Annotated in this window: 11 protein-coding genes; 7 read left to right on the top strand and 4 right to left on the bottom strand. The window is 37.8% G+C overall.

Going from position 1 to position 19,491, the window contains the following annotated elements; all coding sequences use genetic code 11:
• The first annotated feature begins 13 nt into the window (after positions 1 to 13).
• Complete coding sequence (locus BEGALDRAFT_RS06250) at positions 14 to 364, top strand: hypothetical protein (RefSeq protein WP_002684859.1); 351 nt, start codon at positions 14 to 16, stop codon at positions 362 to 364.
• A 101-nt stretch (positions 365 to 465) separates the two neighbouring features.
• Here the strand turns inward: BEGALDRAFT_RS06250 and BEGALDRAFT_RS06255 are convergent, their stop codons facing one another.
• Genes BEGALDRAFT_RS06255 through BEGALDRAFT_RS06265 form a run of 3 tightly spaced genes read right to left on the bottom strand, consistent with a single transcriptional unit; the run spans position 466 to position 7,538 of the window.
• A complete protein-coding gene (locus tag BEGALDRAFT_RS06255; protein ID WP_002684860.1) occupies positions 466 to 6,645 on the bottom strand; it encodes an AAA family ATPase in 6,180 nt (2,059 codons plus the stop codon).
• A 21-nt stretch (positions 6,646 to 6,666) separates the two neighbouring features.
• On the bottom strand, positions 6,667 to 7,188 hold the full coding sequence (locus tag BEGALDRAFT_RS06260; protein WP_198284588.1) for a transposase: 522 nt from the start codon (positions 7,186 to 7,188) through the stop codon (positions 6,667 to 6,669).
• A 20-nt stretch (positions 7,189 to 7,208) separates the two neighbouring features.
• Positions 7,209 to 7,538 (bottom strand): transposase, encoded by a 330-nt coding sequence (locus BEGALDRAFT_RS06265; protein ID WP_040294833.1) that lies wholly within the window; start codon positions 7,536 to 7,538, stop codon positions 7,209 to 7,211.
• 829 nt (positions 7,539 to 8,367) lie between these two features.
• On the opposite strand from BEGALDRAFT_RS06265, the gene BEGALDRAFT_RS06270 reads away from it, so the two are divergent.
• Positions 8,368 to 10,266, top strand: coding sequence for a di-heme-cytochrome C peroxidase (locus BEGALDRAFT_RS06270; RefSeq protein WP_002684865.1), 1,899 nt, complete (start codon positions 8,368 to 8,370; stop codon positions 10,264 to 10,266).
• The gene (locus BEGALDRAFT_RS06275; protein WP_002684867.1) at positions 10,254 to 11,909 is read left to right on the top strand and encodes a lipoxygenase family protein; all 1,656 of its coding nucleotides are present in this window, start codon (positions 10,254 to 10,256) and stop codon (positions 11,907 to 11,909) included. Before BEGALDRAFT_RS06270 ends, BEGALDRAFT_RS06275 begins: the two co-directional genes overlap by 13 nt.
• A 235-nt stretch (positions 11,910 to 12,144) precedes the next feature.
• On the opposite strand, the gene BEGALDRAFT_RS06280 is transcribed toward BEGALDRAFT_RS06275, so the two are convergent.
• The gene (locus tag BEGALDRAFT_RS06280; protein ID WP_081484144.1) at positions 12,145 to 13,020 is read right to left on the bottom strand and encodes a PhnD/SsuA/transferrin family substrate-binding protein; all 876 of its coding nucleotides are present in this window, start codon (positions 13,018 to 13,020) and stop codon (positions 12,145 to 12,147) included.
• A gap of 317 nt (positions 13,021 to 13,337) precedes the next feature.
• Here BEGALDRAFT_RS06280 and BEGALDRAFT_RS18010 point away from each other — a divergent pair, with 317 nt between their 5' ends.
• From BEGALDRAFT_RS18010 to BEGALDRAFT_RS06300, 4 genes are all read left to right on the top strand, one after another.
• Complete coding sequence (locus BEGALDRAFT_RS18010; protein ID WP_002684869.1) at positions 13,338 to 17,435, top strand: PAS domain S-box protein; 4,098 nt, start codon at positions 13,338 to 13,340, stop codon at positions 17,433 to 17,435.
• Positions 17,436 to 17,452: 17 nt separating this feature from the next.
• Entirely contained in the window at positions 17,453 to 17,641 is a 189-nt protein-coding gene (locus BEGALDRAFT_RS06290) for a hypothetical protein (RefSeq protein ID WP_002684871.1), read from the top strand.
• Positions 17,642 to 18,045: 404 nt separating this feature from the next.
• Positions 18,046 to 18,363 carry a helix-turn-helix domain-containing protein gene (locus tag BEGALDRAFT_RS06295; protein ID WP_002684873.1) on the top strand — a complete coding sequence of 106 codons (318 nt, stop codon included), beginning with the start codon at positions 18,046 to 18,048 and terminating at the stop codon, positions 18,361 to 18,363.
• 160 nt (positions 18,364 to 18,523) lie between these two features.
• Positions 18,524 to 19,270 carry an HNH endonuclease signature motif containing protein gene (locus tag BEGALDRAFT_RS06300; protein WP_002684875.1) on the top strand — a complete coding sequence of 249 codons (747 nt, stop codon included), beginning with the start codon at positions 18,524 to 18,526 and terminating at the stop codon, positions 19,268 to 19,270.
• Positions 19,271 to 19,491: the final 221 nt, after the last annotated feature.

A 19,491-nucleotide genomic window follows, 5' to 3' on the forward strand; every position in this document is an offset into this window, starting at 1 on the left:
GATGATCAACAAAATGCGTACCCAAAACTTGTTTGCATTACTTTGTGCATTACCCATTGTATTCTTTGCGCAATTTGCCGCTGCTGAAGATGATTACACTATTACCAATGATGCAGGCGTGGTGATTGATGAACTGTACTTAGCTGCTAGTGAAACCACGGAATGGGGACCTGATATTTTGGGGCAGGACACCTTAGCGGAAGGGGCAACAGCAAGCATCATTTTTGATCATGATGATGATCGTTGTCTGTGGGATTTAGGTATTAAAGATGCGAATGGCAATAAGATTGCGTGGCAAAAACTGGATTTGTGCAAATACACCAAGATAACCTTGAAGCCTGAAGGTGTTGCTAATTTAGAATAAGCAGGCTGATTGATGCATTAAGAAGTTTTAGCGCACAGAACCCCAACAAAGTTGATTTGTTGGGGTTTCGTTTTTTATCTTCATGTTTTTTTATGAAAAAATTAAGAGGCATTCATCATTAATTGTTGGCGTGCTTCTTTGGCTCGTTCTATCGCAAGTTGTAAGTCAGCCGCGAGTACAGGTTTTGTGATGTAGTCTTGCATACCCGCAGCGAAACATTTTTCACGGTCTTCTTTCATGGCATTGGCTGTCATGGCAATAATCCAAGGTCGCTCTGATTCTTGCCACGTTTCAATAATAATGCGTGTTGCTTCTAACCCATCCATTTTTGGCATTTGCATGTCCATCAGTACAATGTCGTAGTTTTTTGCACGTAATACGGTTAATGCATCTAAGCCATCTGTTGCGGTATCTGCTTGATAACCCAGTTTTTTAAGTTGTAGTAATCCAACTTTGCGATTAACGGCATTGTCATCTACTAGCAGAATGTTTAAAGAGCTAATATTGGTAACGGCAGGCGTTGGCAGGGTGACAGGTTCAGGAATAGCAACAGGTTGTGTTTGATTCATGGGGGTTGGTGAGACAGCTTCTAAGGCTTGTAAGTAAACATCTAGTAAACGTCTAGGACGGATTGGTTTCGTTAAGCAGGCAAAGGCTAATGATTGACGTTGGGTTTTTACATATAAATTGGTGAGCGCAATCACAGGGCAGGTTAGTTTCAATACGGCTTCAGGAATATCGCCCAGTGTAATGTCTATCAGGGCTAAATCGATGGGAGTTTGTAGTGCTGTGGTAACGTCAGTAATCACATGCATTCCCCAGCATTGGCTTTGTTCTTGTAGTAAGACTTGATTGCTGGGCAGTAAGTGGGTGAGTAAAACTGTTTTACCTTGTAAACGGGGATGTTTATCGTATAAAACTTGTTGTGGCTGATTTTGTGCTATCGTTGCTTGAATCGTAAAATGAAATGCTGAGCCAATTCCTAACTCGCTTTCAACCCAGATTTGTCCTTGCATAAGTTCACATAGACGTTTGCTTATCGCAAGTCCTAGTCCTGTACCGCCGTATTTGCGCGTTGTTGATGCATCGGCTTGGGTGAAGGATTGGAATAGATGTCCCAGATGGTTTGGGGCAATGCCGATGCCTGTATCTTTAACAGTGAATTGAATTTGTTGTTGATTATCTTCAGTTTTAGCTTGTATATATAGTTGTATTTCCCCTTGTTCGGTAAATTTGACCGCATTACCGAGAAGGTTAATCAAAATCTGTTTTAAACGAATGCTGTCGCCAATGATGCTTTGTGCTACGTTGGCATCCATCCGATAGACAATGTTAAGTTGTTTTTCTGCAACTCGGCTACTGATTAAATTCAGGGCATCTTCAACGCAAACACGTAAATCAAACTCACGTTTTTCTAAAATTAATTTATTTGCTTCAATTTTTGAAAAATCTAAAATGTCATTAATTAAGGTCAGTAAGGTATTGCTACTGGTACGAATGATATTTAAATATTCTTTTTGTTCTTCATTCAGCGGTGTTTCATCTAAAATATTGGTAATTCCGACAATTGCATTCATGGGAGTACGAATTTCATGGCTCATATTTGCTAAAAATGCAGATTTGGATTCGGTTGCTTGTAAGGCCACTTGTCGAGCAACGGCTAGTTTTTGATTTTCCTCTTCTAAACGTTGATTTAATTCTTGAATAGATTGATTAGCTTGAGCAAGTTTTTCTGTCCGCTGTTCGACTTTTTCCTCTAAATTGGCATATAGCCGTGCATTCTCTATAGAAATAGCCAGTTGACTTGCAATAAGTTGTACGAGTTCTAAACGGTCAGCCGTAAAAACAGCATTACTGAGATTATTTTCTAAATAAATAATAGCAATCAGTTTTCCCTGATGAATCACAGGGCTACAAAGAATTGATTTAACTTGTTGAGCTTGTATATAACGATCCGTGTTATATAAATTATCTTCTTGTGCATTATCAATAATTTTAGGTTGACGGGTATAAATAACCTGTTGAATTAAAGGCACAGGTAACACAGAAATTTCTTGTTCTGAAGTCTTTTTGACAGGGTGCGAAGGCATGATGACTAAATTTTGCGTGTTACTATGCGCTTCGATATACCACTGGTTATTTTTCTCGAGTAAGAGCATCCCATGTTGCGCCCCCGCATTTTCCATGACGATGCTGATTAATTTTTTAAGTAAGCGGGCTAATTGTATTTCTTCCGATAAACTGCGCGAGGCTTTGATAATTGTACTTAAATCAAGGCTATCTGATGCAGAACCGCGACGAGTATTATTATTGCTGGTGTTAATCGTCCGAGTGCGTTGTGAAATCGTCAGCGATTTCGCGGCTATTCCTAAGCTTAGTTCTGGGTAGCGGAGCTTTAATACTTCTAGTTTTGCGGTAGCTCCCCAAAGTTGATAGAGGTAAAAGGCTTCTTTGATATAAGTCGCACTGATATTGCTATCCGCTTGTTGTTGCCAAAAATGGGCATAGCGTTCACAAATTAAGCCTTCTTCGTGACGAAAATGATTTTTCTTCGCCAAGGTCATTGCCTGCTTATAGTATTGAATTGTTTTAGGAATATTTTTATCTAAACGCGCTTGTTCTGCTTGAATCAGGGCGTAACGGTGGGCGTTATTCATGGGAGCATGTTTTGCCCATGTTTTAATATTTCTCACATTTTCGCGTAATGCACGGGCATATTGTTGTTGGGCTTTTTTATCGCCTGTTTGCATTAAGGCGAGGCGAGCTAAGGCACTGTAAAAGTGGAAAACAGTGCTATGAAACATGGAGGCAATCCCCATCGGGTTGACTTGTTCTGCATAGTTAACAACAAGGTCATACCGTTCAAACCAGTAGCACAACATAATTTTATGTACGTATAAAAATGCTAATGCAGTAATGTCATTTGCATGGGTATGAATCGGTAGCATTTTGGTTTCGTCGTAGGCTTCACCGACTAATAACCACGGTTGTTGTTCATTAGCACCCCGTAAATTTAAAATCGTTTGTAGAACAATCTGATTGTAATATAAAGGTGTTTGTTGCTGGATTTGGTCGATTGCCATGACATATTTTGCAGTTTCTTGCGTCAATTCTTCGAGCGTGTGTCCTGCAAAAAAGCTGTAATTGCAATACATGAAAATCGAATAGCCTGCGAATTCTAATTCGCCTGTATCGACACCGACTTGATAGGCTTCTAATAGCGGGGCTAAGGTTTCTTCTAATGCAGCCTCCCAGTGCCAGACGAAATTGTAAACCATGAAATAGGTTCGGCATTTTAACTCGTTGGCGTTAAAATCTTCTAAAACTTGTAACGCGAGTTTGCCAAAACGATGCCCCGTGCTGATGTCTCCAATAACGCCGCATAAAATCAGACCATAACTCGCGTAGGCAAACGCTGAAATAGGACTATTTCCCCGTTGTACCGAAAAACTCATCAATTTAATCGACGTTAAAATCATTTGTTTCGTATCTGCGATATAAGCGGCGGAATAGATACGATTCATAATCCGCATAACGGCTAAGTCGTGCGGTTTGGTCGTGATGGGTAAATGACGTAGTTGCTCGATATTTTTACCCAATAAGATAAAGCGTGCACGGTAAATATCTCGCAATATATGCAACATACTGGTTTTTTTAGGAAAGAAAACACCTAGCAGACGTAAAACATCTAATGCCAATTCAATGGCTTTTAATGGCTGATTTTGCGCCATAAATGCCTGAATTTGAATTTCGTAAATTCTAACTTTATCTAATAAATCATGGGAATGTTGTAAAACCAATGCTGCCCACTGATTCATTTGTTCATAATCGCCATTTAAAAAAGCGGCTTCAGTGGCTTCTACATATAAATTCAGGCTGAGGGGGTAATCTGTTGTCCACGTATCTGCGGGTAGCAAAGATAAGCCATGTTGTAAGTAGGACAGTGCAGGCTCGTAAGCTGCGGAGCTTTTTGCGGTTTTTCCCGCCATTAAATTTAATTCGGCGAGACGTTTGCGCTCGTTGGCTTGTTCAATCAGTTTTTCAGCGCGGTTTAAATGGTTGACAATATCAAATAAGCGTTCTTCTAATTCAACGGTTGAGCTGTTTTCTAGCAATAATCGTCCAACTTGTAGATGTGTGGCGTTTTTTTGCGTTTCATCGATAAGTGAATAAGCGGCTTGTTGTACACGGTCATGGATGAAACGGTAAAGCGGAATTAATGCGCCGATTTGATTATCAATTTCTACAGAATCTAATTCTTTTGTAACAATATTATTATAATCACTGATTTTATTAACAAATTTATAAATATTGCCTAATGGCAAAATTAATTCTTCTCGCAAAGCTTGCCATAATGCTTCTGCTGTTTCTGTCAACGATTTTTGATAAACGATAGAGAGGGTTTTTAAATCAAATTGATTACCAATACACGCTGCAAGCTCTAAAACAACTTGACTTTCAGGCGGTTGTTGTTTGATTTTTTTCACCATTAAATCAATGACATTATCGCTAATAGTGGCTTGTTGCATTTGCTCTAAATGCCATTGCCATGTTCCATTGACTTTATCGAAAAAGATTGCTCCTGAATGATGAAACATATGGAGCAATTGATTTAAAAAGAATGGATTGCCTAAGGTTTTTTCCCAGCATAATTGAGCGACAGGAATAACTTCTATCGGGGTTGATTTCAAACTATCGGCAATTAACTGCATCACATGCGGTAAAGCAAGCGGTTTAAGGGTAATGGTATTGACTTGTATGCCTAACTGCTCAATGTTTTTGAGCGTAAGCATTAAGGGATGAAATTCATCAACTTCATTGTCACGATATGCACCAATAATAAAAAGATGATGCTGTTTTTCATCGCCCATTAATAATTCTAATAATTGCAGGGTTGCCGTATCCGCCCACTGTAAGTCGTCTAGGAAAATAACGAGGGGCTGAGTTGCTGAAAAAGCACTGATGAAATTGAGTAAAACGAGATTAAAACGGTTACGGGTCGCACTGGGGGATAATTCAGGGACGGGCGGTTGCGTGCCAATGATTTGCTCAATTTCAGGGACGACATCGATAAGAACTTGTCCATTAGGACCTAAATAACTGCTTAATTTTTCGCGCCACAGGATTAACTGATTGTCGCTTTCAGTTAATAATTGGCGCACTAAACCGCGAAAGGCTTGGAAAATAGAATCATAGGGAATATTGCGTTTAAATTGGTCAAATTTCCCACTGACAAAATACCCGCGTTTTTTTACAAAGGGTTTATGTACCTCGTGTACTAATGCGGACTTCCCTATCCCTGAATAGCCTGCAACCAGCATTAATTCTGCTCCCCCCTGACTGACACGGTCAAAACTATCCAGCAATACATCAATTTCCATCTCACGTCCGTATAGTTTTTCGGTGATTTGGAAATAGCTGGAGGCATCTTTACTGGCAAGGGGAAAATTTTCTATATGCCCCGTTTCTTCTTGCTGGACGAGACATTTGTGTAAATCTACTTGTAAACCGTATGTACTTTGATAACGATTTTCAGCCGTTTTTTCCAATAACCGCATGATAATCGCTGATAAGACATAGGGAATATTAGGATTAATATCGATGGGCGCGGGGGGAATTTTGGCGATGTGACAATGCACCCATTCCATTGCGTCATGGGCTTCAAAGGGCAACCGTCCTGTTAAGACTTCATACCATGTAATGCCTAGAGAATATAAATCGGTTCGATAATCAACGCTACGATTCATCCGCCCTGTTTGTTCAGGGGATATGTAGCATAAGTTGCCTTCTAGGGTATCTAAACTGCAAATCTCTTGCGTTTCGCGTGATAATTCTGTCGCAATTTCAAAATCAATTAATTGTATTTGTCCTGTTTTTTCATTAATAATAATATTAGAAGGGTTAATATCTTTATGAATAATATTACATTGATGCAATTCTCCTACAATTTCGGTGAGACGAATGGCAAATCGTAAAAATTGATGAATATCATTTTTATAAATCTTTAAAAGCTCGCTCAGGGCTTTACCGCCAATATCTTCAAGTACCATGACCCATGTATTTTTATAGGCAAGCAAATCATAGGCACGGATAAACCCCGCATGACTGTTTAAGCGACGGGTTAAATAATACTCGCGTTGAAATTGCGCAATTTCTTTCGGTGATGGATGAGGATTACTTAACACTTTGCAAATAATAGGTAATTGATCACTATTACGATATCCTCGATAAATTTGTGTATAAACACTATCTGATAACTTTTCAAGTAATGTGTAACCCAATATAGAACCGATTTGAAATGTTTAAAAAGAAGCGATTCGTTTAATCATGAGTCTGATAAAACACAGTTTCAGTTTAGCATTAGCATTCTCAAGAGTCCGTTCAAAGTTCTTAACTAAGGACTTACATCGCTCAACCCAAGCATTAGAACGTTCTACTACCCATCTTGCTTTAACAGGTACAAAGCCTGTCTTACCTTGTGCTAACTTTTCTTGCTTATTGGGCTTGGGAGATAACTCAAACTGGATTTTACTCAGAATATCAGGATAAATTTTTTCTAACGCTTCCTGAATACGCACAGGATGATAGCCATTATCCAAGAGAATTGTCGTTTTAGGCATCTCTAAAGGTTTGTTCCTGAAGTAATCGATATTCTCCTTGAACAGCTCAATCAATCCTAGGTCATCATTGATATTGGCTTTTGTACAGCGTGTAAACAAGGGCAAGCCTAAACTATCAACGGCTAAGTGTCTTTTAATTCCATTGGTAGCTTTGTAAAAGCAGAAGCCTTTACTTTGACGACTCGCCAGACAAGTATTTTTCACCGCTTGGGAATCTACTATGATTAGGCTTGTATATTGAGCGTTTTTTTTGATTGCGTGCGGGCATTTTCATGTAAGCCTATCATCAGTTTATCGATAACTCCCGAAGCCCGCCATTGTTTATAATGCCAATAAACCGTTGAATAGGGAGGGAAGTCTTTAGGAAGGTCGCCCCAATGGCAGCCATTTTTGAGCTGATAAAGCATTGCATCAAATAGCAGGCGATAGCCCCATTTATGCGGACAGGTAAGCTTTTTTTTGGGCAATAACGCATTTAAGAGGGGTTCAACCACTGCCCATTCTGCATCTGTTAGGCTACTTGTGTAAGGACTCTTTTTGTTTTGTTTTTTCATCTTTTACATTTTATCTTAGACTTCAAATAGGTTCTATAGACAGCATAGATTCCTCAACCCAACGTGCAACCGTAGCGGTATTAATTATTTAGTAAAGCAAGTACATAAACTTTTTCTGTTTTCTAAAAGAAAACTGTCATTTCTAAAAAACATTTGAATAATAAAGGTAGCCATCATGTTTATTTTAAATAGTACCTTTTCTTATAAAACAATAAATATGCTTTGGTTGTGATTTTTTGATTGAACATCAAATTTGTTATGAGTAATAACTAGCCCATGTCCCTGATCTTATATGATGACTTATTGTTTTTTTATGAATGTCTTAATCTATTTTGTGTGTCATCTTTTCTGTTTTAAGCAAGACAGTAAAACTAATCATAATTACTAGAAATTATGTTTGCAAAAGATTTTTTATTTTTTTTAAATTTATAAAATTAGGGGATATATGTATAAACAACTATTTATGTAAAATTTTATTTGCAGTACATTGATTAACGATTATTTATCAATCTTATTTCTATAAAGACGATTTGTATAAGCATCCATTGACCAACGGAGGAAATTAAGAAAACAGCTTTTTCAAAAATGCTGTTTTTTATGCAAAAACAATACTCAATTCATCAAAAATCATGAAATTTTTTACCCGCGATGACATTTATAAAATCAGCATATGATGATGATTAAATATGTGGTTTATATACGTTGTTCTAATGTCCTCACCCAAACGATTAGCCATTCTTTGCGATACAGTGCATCTGTATTCGTGTCTTTTTATTATTTGTTTGAAAGCAATTTCGTGAAAAAATCGTATTATCATGGAGATAGCTATATGCGTTTATCATGTCGGCGATTGTTTATTTTTTTAATTCTGCTGGCTTTAGTAATTGGTTTTTATTGGGTAAAGTCTTGGTATGACTCAAAAATCGGTGTACCAGAATATCATCCCGTTGAAAAAACTGTTTTATTAGAACAAGGTTGGACAACAAAAGAGATTGATTGGTATCACTATGCGACTCAAGGCAGTACCTTCTTTTTAGAAACCAGTTGGTTTATGGCATTAGAACAACCAACCCCCACCTTATTTGTCTCTGCTGCGCCATTTAGAGACAAAGCATATTTAAGTGCTTATGGGTTTTTATTTGATGATGAGAAAACAACTTATAACCCTGATGGTTTACCCGTTGGATTTGCGATTGATAAAAATTATGTTGATCCAATAACCAAAGAGAAAATGAGTGTTGTTGGTCTAAGCTGTGCGGCTTGTCATACGGGGCAGTTAAATTATAAAGGGACAGGTGTCCGTATAGAAGGCGGGCAAAGTTTGGCAAACTTTACGCAGTTTCAAAATGCATTAGGGTTTGCCATGATGTTGACTTATTACGACCCTTTCCGTTTTGATCGATTTGCTAAAAATGTTTTAGGTGCTGATTACAGTAGCGATAATAAAGCAACGCTAAAAACTAAATTTCATGCTCAGTTAGAAAAAATTATTAAACAGGGCGAATTAGATACAAAATATGCGGCAACTGTAGAAAGTTTCGGACGTTTAGATGCATTAAATCGTATTGGCAATTTCGTTTTTGGTTTTGAATTATATGAAGGTAATTATCGCACGATTGATGCCCCTGTTACGTTTCCCTATTTATGGGGTATTTCTTGGTTTGATTGGGTGCAATATAACGGCTCCGTCATGCAACCGATGACCCGTAACGCAGGCGAAGCCCTTGGCGTATTTGCTGAAATCAATTTAAAAGACCCCGCAAAAGGCTTTTTCTCGTCCACGCTTAATGTAGAAAATCTATATCAGTTTGAAAAACTAATCGGCGGCGAAAAACCCTTTGAAGGTTTAAAAGCCCCTGTTTGGCCTGAAGCCATTTTCGGCGCGATAGACCCACAAAAAGCGACAAAAGGGGCAGCCCTATATCGTGAAAAATGTATGACCTGCCATTTACCACCCGTAGATTCCGATGAAATTTGCAATGCGCAATATTGGACAGCCCCCAATAAATGGGGCGTGCGCCTGTTAAAACTGAAGTTAGTTAATGTTGACCTGTTAGGCACAGACAGTAATGTCGTATATGACTGGGCAAAACGCTTTGTTGAGACTAAACAACTCGGTTTAGGCGTGGTTAAAGGCGAATTAGGATTACCGCTCACCGTAGAAAGTGCAGTTAATATTAAATATGATGAGTTAAAACTGACACAAGAACAACGTGATGAATATAATGGTAAACGTGAAAATAAAGTCCGTTCCCCTTTATGTTACAAAGCGCGTCCTTTAGATGGCGTGTGGGCAACACCGCCTTTCTTACACAACGGCTCAGTGCCTAACCTGTATCAACTCCTTTCCCCTGCAACACAACGGGCGACAACCTTCTACACAGGCAGTCGTGAATTTGACCCAAAATATATTGGCTATAACACAGACCCACTGAAAAAAGGCTTTAAATTTGATACCAACATTACAGGTAATCGCAACACAGGGCATGAATTCCGTTCTTTAACCAAAGATGAACAAGCGGGTTGGAATGGAAACTATCCCTATAAAGGCGTTTTAGGGGCAGAATTGACCGAACAAGAACGCTGGGAATTAATCGAGTATCTGAAAACATTAAAATCCCGTGATTTAACGCAACAAACAACGGCATGTCCGATTCCGATAGAACCTGCAACCGTTGCCAATAATTACGTTGAAGAACAAGGAGCAGTCGATACATGTCAACAGTAGCCACCTTACCCAGCCAAGCCGACGCGGCAAAACGCCAAGCCTATTTAGAAAAAATGCGCGAAGTCTATGCGTATCAATATAGCTATAACGATACATTTGCGACTGTGTTAAAGCTACCCGATGCGGAAAAACCTGATTGTGCTTATCAATATGGCTCGATTAAAAATTTATTGAGCCTATTGCCTAGCTTACCGCGCATTTTAAGCACGCAAATCAAACAATGGTTAAAGCGTCCAATTACGGGTTATCAAGACTACTTATTTTTTGGACGAGATTCTTTTCCAGATACTCGTTTTATTGATAACTTTCAAAGTGATGCTTATTTTGGGTTACAACGTGCAATCGGCATTAACCACGTCACTCTACAAGGCGCGTCCTCAACTAATTTACTGCCTACCAATTTTGATTTAACCCGCGTTCGTCAACTGTTTCCCCAACTCACCGCAGGCGACAACTTCGACAGCGCATTTGATAATCGTCGCCTATTTTTTGTTGACTACGCCATGTTACAAGGGCTTGTCGACCACCAAGGCGAATATGCAGGACGCAAACAATATGTTACCGCCCCCCTTGTCCTCCTCTACCGCCAAGCCTCTGGAGTTTTACAACCGTTAGCAATACAACTAAACCAAATCCCCAGCGACACAAACCCCGTTTTCACCCCGCTAGACGGATTAGCATGGACAGCCGCAAAACTTTACGCCCAAGTTGCTGATGTCAACTATCAAGAATTTATCACCCACGCAACTCGAATTCACTATCTAGTTGAAAGTTTTGTGATAGCTACCCATCAACAATTGTATAAAACCCACCCTGTTTTCTTACTGCTTAAGCCAAATTTGGAATACACCTTAAGCGTAAACGTACATCATCTGTTTTTGAAAAACAGCAAAGGCGTACCAGGAGATTTTGGGGCGCAATTAGCAGGTGATTACGACTCAATGGTCGAGCTGATGTCAACAGCATTTAAAACCTATGATTTTACTGCCAATGCGCTACCGCTAGATATTGCAAAACGCGAAGTAGATTTACCTGAATTATTCTACCCCTATGCGGCTGAAGGGCGGAAAATTTGGGATTTAACTCAAGCCTTTGTGTTAGATTACTTAAATCTTTATTATCCCAATACCAAAATACTGGCAGAAGATAACGAGATTCAAGCATGGGCACGCTTTATGGCGGATGATGATGGTATGCGAATAAAAGGCTTCCCCAGCCGTTTTGAAACTGTGGAAGCCCTTGCACAAGCAGTCGGACAAATCATTTTTATTACCACTGCGCACCATTCCAGCATCCACTACCCACAATATCTATTCTCAGGCTTTACCCCTGCGATGCCATTTGCCGCCTATGAACCTGCGCCGACAACTATTCATTGTGATTTAATCAATCAAGAATACTTGCTCAATGCCTTACCCTTGCGTCAACCTTCAATGACACAAGCCTTTATTTTCTACCTAACTGATTTTCGTTTAGGACAGATGGGCAACTATCGCCTAGAAGCGAAAGCACAAACCTTGGTTAAAAACTACCGTGAAAAACTCGACGCGCTTGCAACACAGCTGAATGAGGACAGCACTAGCCGTGCTTATCCTTATATCTATCTAAATCCGAGCTATATTCCTAATTCAGTGATGGTATAAATTACTAAACACAGACCTGTTAGATTTTAAAAAATCTAGCAGGTTTTTTTTGTCTGAATCAGGATTCACAGGATTTAAAACATTGTCTGAATCAGGATTTTCAGGATTAACAAGATTAGCAGGATTTAAAACCCTCAAACCAAAAAGTCAGGTGAATCACGCTTTTTAATTCTGCTAATTCTGAAAATTCTGTGAATTCTGATTCTGACAAAAAAAAACCTGCTAGATTCAAAACCTATCGCGCATCTAGGGCTTTTGCTTGCTGTAAAATTTCACGCAGTGAGTCGTAATCACTATCCGTTGCAGGAACAAATCCTGTAATATTCTTTCCAATCGCATTCAGAATTTTTTGTCCTTCGGGCAATTGATTTAATGTATATAGTGCTTGTTGTAATTGTTGAATTAAACGAATATCTAAATCACGACGGCTAACCAGTAAATGTGAGGACACGGCAGGAGACATCGCTAGTATTTTTAACCCCTTATCTTTATTTTCATCAAAGACTTCCGCAGGTAATGCACCAGCATCATATTCTCCCATTAGTACGCCATACATAACATTTCGATGATTATCTAAAAAATCATAAGCACTTAATTTATCAAGAGTAATTCCTGCTTGACTCAATACATAATAAGGGACTTTTGTCCCTAAATTCGAATTTTTTTCCCCAAATGCAATTTTTTTTCCAACCAATTGATTTAAATTCTGAATTGGGTTTTTTGTTGTGGTAAACAGCACGCTATACAACGCGGGTTGATGATTAATGGTGTAACGGGCAAGTAATGGGACAGTGTGTTGATATTTATCAACCATTTCAATGTATAAGCTACCGCTCATAAAGGCTAAATCGAGTTTATCTTCTCCGACAAGTTGTAAATGGGTGCTGTAGTTACTTGCTGTGATACTAATCGGTATCCCTATTTGTTGCGTCAGGTAGTTCGTTAAAGGTGTGTACTTATTCAGGGCATCCGTTGCGGATAGGTAAGATAAGGGAAAGCCTAGGCTCAAACTTGCTGGTTTATCATCTGCATAGCTGACTGTTGATAAACAAGTATAACTCAATAAAAACAATAAACTATACAGCTTTCGTAGTAGGGTAATGTACATCATAAGCCTCGTTTAAAGACAAAAAGGAATCAGTAAAGCCATGTCTTTTGTTGCTGATGGATATTGCTATTGTGCAGAAAAGTCGTTGTGTATTAAAGAAACCATTGGTTATTTTGTCCGAATTTTTTTAAATCGGTCAAACTATCTTCTAAATGTATAGTTATCATTTGTTTTATTTAACTTTATTTGGTTTAACGTATGGTATTAAAACTGCATGAGTTTTATTTTATAACGATAATAAAGATAAAATTTTTTCAGAAATTAGATGAAATTATGATAAACACGATAAATGGTTGGCTTAGTACAAACTGGGGCGTGCAATGAAACGAGGGTTCTTTTTGCAACAAAAGCTTGCTGTTAAGCAATCAGTTCTTGTTTTGTCCGTTGCAATTCTTTTAGGGTTTATCATCAGTGTGTCGCTGGTCTTTTGGGATTTTATTAATACACGTCAATCTATTGATGATATTGCTCATCAATTGTTAAACGCGATAAAAGGTACTGCCATTCGAGCGTGTTATACGATAGACACCGCGTTAGCGGGAGAAGTTTTAGACGGTTTAATGCAATTTCATGCCATTGAGTATGCAAAATTACAAACAGAGCATGGGGAGATTCTAGCCGAGCGCACTCGTCTCAAAATAGGGCAAGATAGCAATAATTATTTTCTAATGCTCTTGTTTGGCGAGCATATTCCTTTTCATATCCCTTTAAATTATCTGAACCCCCATACACAGAAACAAGAATTCGTCGGTGATTTAACGATTATATTACAAGGGTCTGTTGCGGGGCATAATTTTTGGCATCGTACTTTAGCAGAGCTATCATTTGGAATTTTGAGAAGTTTGTTATTAGCGATTGCCTTATTAATGATATCGCGACAAATGACAACTAAGCCATTAACAAAAATTGTTGATGCGTTAAAACAAATCAATTTAGCCACATTGCCAGAGACAAACGCACAATTAAGCTGTTTTCCCAGTCATCAGCAAGATGAAATTGGCGAGTTAATCCATTCTACGAATGCCTTATTAACAGAAGTTGCTTATCGAGCACAACAATTATTAGCCAGTGAACGACGGTATCGCTTAACCTTAGTGGCAGTTAATGATGGGATTTGGGACTGGGATTTAATTCATAAACAAGTCGTTTGGAATGCCCGTTGTTATGAAATGTTGGGATATTCTACGGATACATTACCTATTAATACTCATCAGTGGCAAAACCTGTTACATCCTGATGATAAAGCTGTCACGCTTGATATTTTGCGTGCAAAAGCGAAAAACGGGGAATCGTTTTGTATTACATTTCGCTTGAAAACCAATGCGGATACATGGTTATGGGTTGAGGGGCGCGGGCAAGTTATTGAATGGCTTGATAAACGAGCAATACGGATGTTAGGAACACTAACAGATATTTCTGCGCGTAAACAAACAGAATTAGCCCTGCGTGAGAGTGAATCATATAACAAAATTTTATTTGCAGGTTCTTATATTCCTTTGATTGTTTTAGACCCTGATACAAAATGTTTTATTGATTGCAATACTGCTGCGGTCAACATTTATGGATTTAAACAGCGTGAAGAGGTATTAGGTAAAACGCCTTTAGATGTCTCTGCACCGTATCAATTAGATGGTTCACCTTCAGCATTAATCGCTTATGCGCATTTAGAACAATGCATTATTAATCAATATCATGTATTTGAATGGCAACATCAGCGTACTAATGGGGAATTGTGGGAAGCTGAAGTACATTTAATGTCTTTTCAACATAACGGACGGCAATTAATTCAATTTAGCTTGCAAGATATTACTCAACGTAAACAAACTGAACTGGCTTTGCGCTTGAGTGAAGCCCGTTATCGCTCCATTGCGAAGAATTTTCCAAATGGCGCGATTTTATTATTTGATCATGAGTTACGTTATGTATTAGCGGATGGCATGGGGTTAGCCGAAACTGGTTTAGACCAGATACAGATGGAGGGGAAAACGTTAAAAGAAGTTGTTTCTTATCAATTGGCTGAAGTATTAGAACCGATTTATCGACGTGTATTAGAAGGGGAATCCATCGTGATGGAAACGCCTTGCAATGAGTTTGTTTATATTGCTTCTTATACACCATTACGTGATGAAGAAGGTCAGATTATTAATGGGATGGTTGTTACCCAAAATATTACCCAACGAAAACAGGCAGAACAGTTATTAGAAGGGATTTTAAATAGCTCCATGAATGGCATCATGGCATTCCAATGTATCAGAAACGACTTGGGAGAAGTTATTGATTTTGAAATTATTTTAGCCAATGAAATGGCAGTTAATTTAGTCACTGCCCGCAAAACAGATTTATTAGGAAAACGCTTTTTAAACATTGTTCCCCATAGTTTAGTAACAGGGATGTTTGCAAACTATGTCGCTGTTGCTGAAACAGGCGCACCGTTAGATAAAGAATGGTTCTTCGGATTTGCACAACAAACACCAGCATGGTATCACCTGATTGCGGTGAAATTAAGTGATGGATTTACAATTACTTTTCAAAATATTAGCACGCGCAAACAAATTGAAATGACCTTACATAAAACCACACGTCAATTAGAAGGGATTTTACGCCATAGTCCCGCGCTGATTGGTGTTTTAAATGCACAAGGTCAATACCTATTAGTTAATAAAGCATTAGAAGATTTATGGCAACTACCAACTTATCGCTTGTTAGAACATACGGTTCAAGAATTAATCAACTCCAATGTTATCAATGAACGCCTTACTCGAGTTGTCAAGGATAAAGAATCATTTACCGTAGAAGATGCATTGCCTATTTCCAATCATGAACGTTATTTTGTTACGACCTTATTTCCGATTGAAATGGAACAAGAATGCTTAATCGGTGCAGTTGCCTTAGACATTACGGAACGGAAATTAGCTGAACAAGCCTTACAACAAGCGAAAGAAACCGCTGAAATTGCAAATCATACAAAAAGTGCTTTTTTAGCAAACATGAGTCATGAACTACGTACCCCGCTGAATGGTATTTTAGGTTATGCACAATTATTAATGCGAGATAATAGCTTAACTGATAATCAAAAGAATTTTGTCCATATCATACAAAAGAGTGGAGAATATTTACTCACTTTAGTCAGTGATGTTTTAGATTTATCCAAGATAGAGGCGGGAAAATTAGAGTTAGTACCCAGTGATTTTTGCTTAACCGATTTTTTAAATGAAATCGTATTGTTATTTTCACAACATTTACAACAAAAAGGGATTAATTTTATTTATCAACAAATTCCACCGCCAAGCTCTTTAGAAAACACCCCCCAGCCCAACATTTTCCCCCTGTTGGTATATGCAGATGAAACTCGACTCCGCCAAGTTTTATTAAATTTATTAAGTAATGCTGCCAAATTTACCTTTAACGGCTACGTCTCTTTTAAAACGGTCTATCACGATAATCATATTCGTTTCGAGGTAGAAGATACGGGCATTGGAATTCCTGCGGATAAAATTGAATCCATTTTTAGACCCTTCGAACAAATTCATAATGCAAAAACCCATAAAATTGAAGGAACAGGCTTAGGATTATCAATCAGCCGTCAACTGGTTGAAATGATGGGCGGACAATTAGAAGTACAAAGTGTGGTTGGTCAAGGCAGTGTATTCTGGTTTGAAATTGCATTAACAGTCAAAGAATATAAACAGTTACACCAACTAACGCCCCTTGTACAACAAGCCATTGGTTATACAGGCAAACGACGCAGTATCCTAATCGTTGATGATGCAAACAGTAATCGTGAACTATTAGTCAGTTTGTTACAGTCTTTAGGTTTTACCACTTTTGAAGCAAATGATGGTCTTGAAGCCTTAGCACGTGTACAAGCACATCACCCTGATATTATCCTGATGGATTTAAAAATGCCTTATTTGGACGGCGTGCACTGCGTCAAGCAACTGCGCCAACAGCCTGAAAGTGCAGGCTTAATTATTATCGGAATTTCAGCGACCGTCTTTACAGAAACACGAGAAGAGTTTATGGCAGCAGGCTGTAACGACTTTTTAGAAAAACCAATCAATATCAATCAACTACTAGAAAAAATTCAATTCTATTGTCAACTTGAGTGGGTTTATGACCCATTACATTCCAATAAAGTGGAATCACATGACTATGATGAAGCCACAATGAATGTTTTACCTATTGCCAGCTTAGACGAATTATGGGCATTAGCGAATATTGGCAAAGTAAAAGGATTTATTGAAACTGCGGAAGACTTAGCAACAAAGTATGTTGAAGCGAATGCCTTTTTAAGACACCTAATGACACTCGCTCGCTGTTTTGAACTAGAACAATTAAAACAATTATTGATAGATGTACGTGAAAAACAGTTATCTGCAAAAAAACTTCCTCAACCTAAAGAAAATCATCAGCAATAATAGGAAGATATAAATATATGCTGTATTTAAGTCGGATTTTATCAGAACACCCCGAATTGCAAGAATTTGAACCACTATTACAACTTATTAAACAAGAAGCACAAATTCAACAAGCGCGTTTCTTTCGTATTGATGTGCAATTAACTTTTCCCCATGTTCCCCCTGACTGGGAAGACCGTTTAGAACAAGCTTTTCTACAACCATGATAGATGCCTAACCTAACCTGAGTTTTGCGAGTTTCTTTTAAAAGGACAACAGCTTGTCTGAATCAGAATTCACAAAATTTTCAGAATTAGCAGAATTAAAAACATAATTTTTTATTCTTTTAATTTTCTTGTCTTTTTAATTCTGAAAATTCTGATTCAGACAATGTTTTAATCTTGTCTGGTGAATCCCGATGAAAAATAGGAGAGTAACCTCTGCCAGTCCTTCAACCCTTTTCGTGTGTTCCAACAGACCTGCTAGGTTTTAAAAACCTAGCAGGTCTCTATTTTATTTTATAAAACTCGCAAAACTCATTATGTAACAACTTCATTTTTGCTCACTTGAAATACAAACGAGACAACGCTAGTGTATATAATACCTAGTGTTACATATTCGAGATATTTCGATGTCTAAACAATACCGTAGTGAAATCATAGCGGCAATTCATGAAACTGCTGAAAACCTTCATGAATCAGGCTTACTTGATAAACAAACAATGCGCAAATTTGATGAACACTGCTTAACCCCCATTGTCCCGCTATGTTCTGAACAAATTCGTCGCATCCGTGAACGTGAAAACGGGAGCCAAACTATTTTTGCGCGTTATATGAATGTTTCAAAAAACACAGTCAGTCAGTGGGAACGTGGTGAAAAGACACCGTCGGGAGCTTCACTTAAATTGCTCTCATTGATAAACAAAAAAGGACTGGTGGCAATTGCTTAATGCGCATATTTAAAAACCATTTTTTTGTTTTTACCATCTCAGTTCGAATTTCGAATTAGGAAAATAAAAAACTTTTAAAGTTAATTAGTTGTACCTTTATTAAAAAACAAATATAATATTTTTCACTTAAATATGTTTTAGCACAAAGAGTTATTTTTACATGACAGATACAAATGATATTCCCAAAAAAAGAAAGTCTATCCCTGCAAAAACTAAAGCTAAATTGCAGAAAGAGATAAAATCTGAATGTCCATTTTGTGGTAATGAAGATGTTGGACATTTCCAAGTTCATCATATAGATGAAAATCCTAGTAATGATGTATTTAGTAATCTACTTCTTATCTGTCCTATTTGCCATTCAAAAATTACCAAGGGAGATATTAACTCTGAAGTAGTTTTGCAGAAAAAAATTAGTCTTTCTCAGGAAAATACGACTAACCAAAACCACACAACTACAAAAGTCAATAATTTTAATGCTCCTATTAATAATGCTGTGGTTGGAGATAATAACGCTGTAAATATCAATACTACAGTTGTAAAAAAAGCGACTAAAAAAGTTGTCAATAAATATCCCGAAGGTTCTATCGGTTCAGATATTCACAAAAAGAATTACATTAGCTACTTAATAACTCGTTATAACGAATATAAAGAGTGGGAGGTAGGTAAAGAAAATATGAGTTATGGTTTTTTTGGTTCAAAATTGAAAGAGCGATTTAAAGTTGGAAAAGATAGTTCAATTTATCATGTTCCGTTAGAACGTTTTGAAGAACTAGCTGATTACATAAAATCCCGTGTTGATAAAACAGTTTTAGCGAAAACAAAAGGTAAAGAACACAAAAATTACTCGAGTTTTTCAGAGTATATCGAACAGACTATTGGTGATAATTACACACAAAATTCATCATAATTTATTGTGTTTTACTCGTTACCAAGCTCTGCTTGGCTTGTACTTGAATGCTTCAATCTTAAGTCTGTTTGTATTCGGCAAGCGGAGCTTGCAGGGCAGGCATTACCAAGCAGAGCTTGGTAACGAGCAAAAAACAGAGACCTGCTAGGTTTTGAAAACCTAGCAGGTCTTTTTTTGTCTGAATCAGGATTTTCAGGATTAAAAAGCGTGATTCCCCTGAC

The sequence above is a fragment of the Beggiatoa alba B18LD genome (assembly GCF_000245015.1).
Taxonomy (GTDB): Bacteria; Pseudomonadota; Gammaproteobacteria; order Beggiatoales; family Beggiatoaceae; genus Beggiatoa; species Beggiatoa alba.